Genomic DNA, 228 nt, shown 5'->3' with positions numbered 1-228 from the left:
CTATTTCGCCGTCTAAGTTAGTGATATAACTTGAGCTGCCCAAATGATCCGGGTGATAATAATACTGCATTTTCTCATAATTCACATTGCCGATTCCTATACCTGCTCTTAAGGCATTATTCTGAGAACAACAGAAACCTTCCCCGTTTACGTAATCATCATTGTCTTTTCCGTTATACGGTACTTCAAAGTACGCATAGTTCCCTTTTATGTCTTCAATGCTTCTTT

General features: G+C 38.2%; 1 protein-coding gene. It reads right to left on the bottom strand.

Features of this window, described 5'->3' with window-relative positions; all coding sequences use genetic code 11:
* Positions 1 to 228 (bottom strand): hypothetical protein (locus GFU93_RS04235; protein ID WP_221411552.1); only part of this gene is annotated, 228 nt, incomplete at both ends.

The sequence above is a fragment of the Apibacter sp. B3546 genome (assembly GCF_009827885.1).
Lineage (GTDB): Bacteria > Bacteroidota > Bacteroidia > Flavobacteriales > Weeksellaceae > Apibacter.
The sequence above is the reverse complement of the archived record's forward strand: the minus strand, read 5'-3'. Positions and strand labels throughout refer to the sequence as shown.